Consider the following 4791-nt stretch of genomic DNA (forward strand, 5'->3'; position numbering starts at 1 on the left):
GGGCGGGCGGGAGGATCCGCAGGTCGAAGTCGCGGCGGGCGGCGTCGAACAGGCGGGTCAGCAGCCGGTGTAAGAGCGCGTAGTGCGCCTCCGCGGGTGCGCCGCGCAATCGGGTCAGCCGCCACAGACCGGCGATCTCCACGGCCAGGTAGCTGCGTGCGAACGCGGCGAAGCGGGCGGGCCGCCGACCGCGCCACAGCGACACGGGGGAGACCAGGACCGCGCACAGGACGCAGACGCCGAGCAGCACGAGGCCCACCGGGCGTCGCGCCGCAGTGTGGCGCAACAGGAAGCGGACGATCACAGTCCGGCCTCCTTGAGGTAGGCGGCCGACGCGGTGTACGCGCGCTCGATCCGCGAGTTGGTACGGCCATAGTCCCGGTAGCGCAGGTACCGCCCCCAGTCGCCCGTCGCGGGACGCTCGACACCTGAGGGCAGCAGGTGCGCCTGTACGCCCTCGGGCAGGTCGGCCAGGGTCCGATGCAGCCGGTGGCGCCGCGAGATCTCGAACGCCACCGCGGCCACCTCCCAGGGCCGGCGGGGAACGGTGAGGGGGTGCTCGACCCGTCCGGCGTGCAGGATGAAGATCCGGGTGGCGCCGAGCTCGACGGCCCGGCCCGCCGGCACGCTGTCCACCAGCCCGCCGTCGAGGAAGTGCTCGCCCTGGTAGGCGACCGGCGGCAGCAGCCCGGGCACCGCGCTGGAGGCGAGCACGGCCGGAACCACCCGGCCGGAGTTGAACCAGACCTCTGCGGCCCGCTCGATGCTGGCCGCGACGCACTCGAAGTGCACCGGCAGATCCTCGAATTCGTAACCGCCCAACGCGTCGTCGAGCAGCCGCCGCAGCGGCTCGTTCGAGTGGAAGTGCGTCTGGCTGCGCAACGCCGTGCTCAGCTGCGCCGCGAAGGAGCCCTCGAAGACGCCGCTGCGCTCCAGCCCGGTCCACACCGCCACCAGCCGCAGCACGCGCTCGATCCCAGGCCCGGCGGCGAAGAACGCGCCGTTCACGGCCCCGACCGAGGTGCCGAGGATGAGGTCCGGCTTGATGTCCGCCTCCACCAGCGCACGCAGCATGCCCACCTCGCACGCGCCACGCGAACCCCCGCCGCCGAAGACGAAGGCGGTCCTGGGCGCATGGCCGGACGACGGTCCGGTGGTGGTCATCTGCTCCTCCTCGCGTCCGCCCGGGAGTCGACGGAACACGAACACGGATAACCGCTTCGACCTCGGATACACGGGTGCGGTCAGGTCACACGGGCCGCGCCGTCGACGGCCGCGTCACGCAGGTCTTGCCGGTTCTTGCCGGTTCTTGCCTGCATCCCGCCGTGACCACGGGTTTGCCGCCGGCATCGGTACAGCTCGCGTTGCGGCCAGGTCCGTAGTTTCGAGGTGTCAGAAAGCGAAGCCTCGAAGGGGGAGGACCACCATGATCACTCGTACATTGATGTCCGGCAAGGTCGCGCGCAGGAGTGCCCGCGCCTTCGCCCTCGCCGCGCTCACCGGGAGCGCTGCCCTCGCCGCCGGCGGAGCGGCCCACGCCGACTCCATCGACATCTCGTGGAGCTCGACGTATCTCATCAGCGCCAGCTACGACGCCCAGAACGTCGCGGTGGCCGGCGGCTCGAGCTCGCCCGGCACGCGCATCATCCAGTGGCCGACCGACGACGGCGCCGAGCAGGAGTGGCGCTTCGGCAACGTCATCGACAACGGCCAGGACATCGGCACGCTGATCCAGAACGGCGGGACCGGCATGTGCATCACGACCGACGGCAACGCCGGCGACGGGGTGTACGAGGAGGAGTGCGAGGCCACCGCCGCCAGCGAGCTCTTCGACGTGTCCGGCAGCCTCGGCTCGTACGACTCGATCTACAACATCTCCAACGGGCTCTACCTCGACGTCTCCGGCTACAGCGGCAACGAGGGCGCCAACATCGACCTGTGGTACTGGAACGGCCAGGGCAACCAGAGCTTCGTCACGGTCCCGTTCTAGACCCGGTTCCAGGCACCGGTTCGGAGAGCGGGCCTCACACGCCCAGCAACGCGGGCAACGTGAGCATGTCCTCGAACACGAGCGTGTCCGGACCCTCCAGCCAAGCGGCCGGGGTGAGGCCGCCGGCGTAGCCGAGCGATCGCATCCCGGCCGCGCGGGCGGCCAGCACCCCGTGGTGCGAGTCCTCGACGACCACGCAGCGCGCCGGCGCCACGCCCATCGACGCGGCCGCGTGCAGGAACAGGTCCGGCGCGGGCTTGCCGTGCGTCACTTCCTCGGCACTGAAGATCCTGCCCTTGAAGCGGTCGTAGAGCCCGGTGTGGCCCAGCGTGTGCCGCATCTTCGCGTGGCTTCCGCTGGAGGCCACGCAGACGGCCACGTGCGGCTCGATCGCGTTCAAGGCCTCGACGATTCCGGGAACCGGCTGGAGGTACGCGTCGAACTCGGTGCGAAGCCGAGTCTCGAACTCGGCTCGCCACTGGACCGACGCCTCCTCGCCGCACCGCTGGGCGATCTCGGCGTCGATCGCCGCGGCCGAGCGGCCGAGGAAGAGCGAGATGGCCTCCTGCTCGGTCAGCGGCCAGCCGAACCGGCGGCCCAGCGCGACGTTCGCCGCGAGCGCGATCGGCTCGCTGTCCACCAGCACCCCGTCGCAGTCGAACAGCACCAGCTCGGTCTCATCGATCATGGCCCGCAGCCTACCGTCCGCGGGCGCCCGCCCCGGGCGGCGACGCCCGCCACATTGGTTTGGCGGGGCCCCGATCGGTAAGGTAAGGCATTGTGAAAGTGCATGTGCTGCATGAGAATCCCGAGTGGTACCCGCCGTTGGCGGCCGCCTTCGACGCCGAGGGGGTGCCCCACGAGCCGTGGCTGCTGGGCGCGGGCCCGCTCGACCTCGACGCGGTGCCGCCGGAGGGGGTGTACTGGTCGCGGATGAGTGCGTCCTCGCACACGCGCGGCAACGTCTACGCCAAGGACCACACGCGAGCGGTGCTGTCCTGGCTCGAGGCACACGGCCGGCGCGTGGTCAACGGGCGACGCGTGCTCGAACTGGAGATGAGCAAGGCGGACCAGCTCACCGCGTTGCGCGCCGCGGGGATCGAGGTGCCGCGCACGGTCGCCGTCGTCGGCCGGGCGGCCCTGCTGGAGACGGCCGGGACGTTCCCGACCCCCTTCATCGTCAAGCACAACCAGGGCGGCAAGGGCCTCGGCGTGCGGCGGTTCGACTCCGTCGCCGACCTGGCCGACTACCTCGACTCGGCCGACTACGAACCGCCGGTCGACGGGATCACGCTGGTCCAGGAGTTCCTGGAGGCCGCGCAGCCCTTCATCACCCGGGTCGAGATCGTCGGCGGCGAGTTCGTCTACGCGATCGCCGCGGACACCGCGCGCGGTGGCTTCACCCTGTGCCCGGCCGACGCCTGCGCGGTGCCGACCGAGAGCCTGTTCGCGCTGCGCGAGGACTTCGAGCACCCGCTGATCGCGCGGTATCTGAGCTTCGCCGAACGGTACGGGATCGAGGTCGCGGGCTTCGAGTTCATCGAGACCGTCGACGGCCGCGCCGTCACCTACGATGTGAATACGAACACGAACTACAACCCGGAGATCGAGGCGGCCGCACCGCGCTCCGGACCGCGCCAGGTCGCCCGGTATCTCAAAGGCCTGCTCGAAGACGCGGCGCGAGGAGTGGACGGCTGATGCGCTTCGGATACTGGATGCCGATCTTCGGCGGCTGGCTGCGCAACGTCCCGGACGAGGGCATGAGCGTCCAGTGGCCCTACATTAGAGATCTGGCTTCGGCGAGCGAGCGCCACGGCTTCGACCTGGCCCTGATCGCCGAGCTGAACCTCAACGACATCAAGGGCCACCGCGCACCGGCGCTGGACTGTTGGACCCTGGCCCCAGCCGTCGCGGCGGTGACCGAGCGGCTGGAGCTGATGCTGGCGGTCCGACCCAACTACCACCATCCCGCCGCCACCGCGAAGGCGATCTCCACCCTCGAAACGATCGCACCCGGCCGGATCTCACTCAACGTCGTGTCCTCCTGGTGGAAGGACGAGGCCGCACAGTACGGCGCGCCCTTCGATGTCCACGACGCCCGGTACGCGCGCACCGAGGAGTGGCTCGGCCTGCTCGGCCGCCTGCTGCGGGAACAATCCGTCACCCACCAGGGCGCGCTCTACCAACTCGAGGCCACCGAGATGGAGCCCAAGCCGCAAGCGGCGCCCCGCGTCTACATGGGCGGCGAGTCGCCCCGGGCCAAAGAGGTCATCACCTCGCTCGGGGACTCCTACGTCATGCACGGCGATTCCCCCGAAGTGATCGGCGAAAAGATCGCCGCCATGCGCGCCCTACGCGAACGCTCCGGCCGCCCGCCGCTCACCTTCGGCATGGCCGGCTACGTCATCTGCCGCGACACCGAGGCCGAGGCGCAGGCCGAACTAGCCCGCATCCTGGACGTGCGATCCTCGGACGAGGCCTACGCCTCCTACCGCGACTTCGTCGAGGGCTCCCAGCTCGAGTCCCACGTCTCGCTAGAGGAATACAGCGTCTCGAACCGCGGCCTCCGCGCCGGCTTCGTCGGCACCCCCGCCCAGATCGCCGCCCGCATCCGCGCCTACGAAGAGGTGGGCCTAGACCTGCTGCTCCTTCAGTTCTCCCCGCAGTCCGACGAGATGGCCCGCTTCGGCCGCGACGTCATCGCCCCCTGGCGAGCAGCCGAGCCCCCCGCAGCCGCCCAACCGAAGTAGGCTCCCGGCCCACTGTGGTCTAGGTCTTCTTGCGCGGGTCGGGCTTGATTC

At 70.4% G+C, this 4791-nt stretch carries 6 protein-coding genes; 3 read left to right on the forward strand and 3 right to left on the reverse strand.

From position 1 onward, the window contains the following. Together KDL01_RS39050 and KDL01_RS39055 are read right to left on the reverse strand one after the other, a co-directional pair. The coding region (locus tag KDL01_RS39050; protein WP_212533766.1) for a hypothetical protein at window positions 1-304 on the reverse strand (304 nt) is incomplete at its 3' end. After that, window positions 301-1164 (reverse strand): patatin-like phospholipase family protein, encoded by an 864-nt coding sequence (locus KDL01_RS39055; RefSeq protein ID WP_212533767.1) that lies wholly within the window; start codon window positions 1162-1164, stop codon window positions 301-303. The genes KDL01_RS39050 and KDL01_RS39055, both read right to left, overlap by 4 nt. A gap of 262 nt (window positions 1165-1426) precedes the next feature. On the opposite strand from KDL01_RS39055, the gene KDL01_RS39060 reads away from it, so the two are divergent. Continuing rightward, window positions 1427-1990: an RICIN domain-containing protein gene (locus KDL01_RS39060; RefSeq protein WP_212533768.1), complete on the forward strand. Its 564-nt coding sequence runs from the start codon at window positions 1427-1429 to the stop codon at window positions 1988-1990. Window positions 1991-2024: 34 nt separating this feature from the next. On the opposite strand, the gene KDL01_RS39065 is transcribed toward KDL01_RS39060, so the two are convergent. Then, window positions 2025-2678 (reverse strand): HAD family hydrolase, encoded by a 654-nt coding sequence (locus KDL01_RS39065; protein ID WP_212533769.1) that lies wholly within the window; start codon window positions 2676-2678, stop codon window positions 2025-2027. An 89-nt stretch (window positions 2679-2767) separates the two neighbouring features. Here KDL01_RS39065 and KDL01_RS39070 point away from each other — a divergent pair, with 89 nt between their 5' ends. Together KDL01_RS39070 and KDL01_RS39075 are read left to right on the forward strand one after the other, a co-directional pair. Next, complete coding sequence (locus tag KDL01_RS39070; protein ID WP_368861745.1) at window positions 2768-3688, forward strand: ATP-grasp domain-containing protein; 921 nt, start codon at window positions 2768-2770, stop codon at window positions 3686-3688. Continuing rightward, window positions 3688-4740 (forward strand): LLM class flavin-dependent oxidoreductase, encoded by a 1053-nt coding sequence (locus tag KDL01_RS39075; protein ID WP_212533771.1) that lies wholly within the window; start codon window positions 3688-3690, stop codon window positions 4738-4740. Before KDL01_RS39070 ends, KDL01_RS39075 begins: the two co-directional genes overlap by 1 nt. The last annotated feature ends 51 nt before the right edge of the window (window positions 4741-4791 follow it).

Source organism: Actinospica durhamensis (assembly GCF_018139695.1).
In the GTDB taxonomy this organism is placed as follows: Bacteria; Actinomycetota; Actinomycetes; order Streptomycetales; family Catenulisporaceae; genus Actinospica; species Actinospica durhamensis.

What these genes read in the sequence shown, in the direction of transcription:
- KDL01_RS39055 (WP_212533767.1), bottom strand. Translation starts at nt 1,164, where the DNA reads ATGACCACCACCGGACCGTCGTCCGGCCATGCGCCCAGGACCGCCTTC.
- KDL01_RS39060 (WP_212533768.1), top strand. Translation starts at nt 1,427, where the DNA reads ATGATCACTCGTACATTGATGTCCGGCAAGGTCGCGCGCAGGAGTGCC.
- KDL01_RS39065 (WP_212533769.1), bottom strand. Translation starts at nt 2,678, where the DNA reads ATGATCGATGAGACCGAGCTGGTGCTGTTCGACTGCGACGGGGTGCTG.
- KDL01_RS39075 (WP_212533771.1), top strand. Translation starts at nt 3,688, where the DNA reads ATGCGCTTCGGATACTGGATGCCGATCTTCGGCGGCTGGCTGCGCAAC.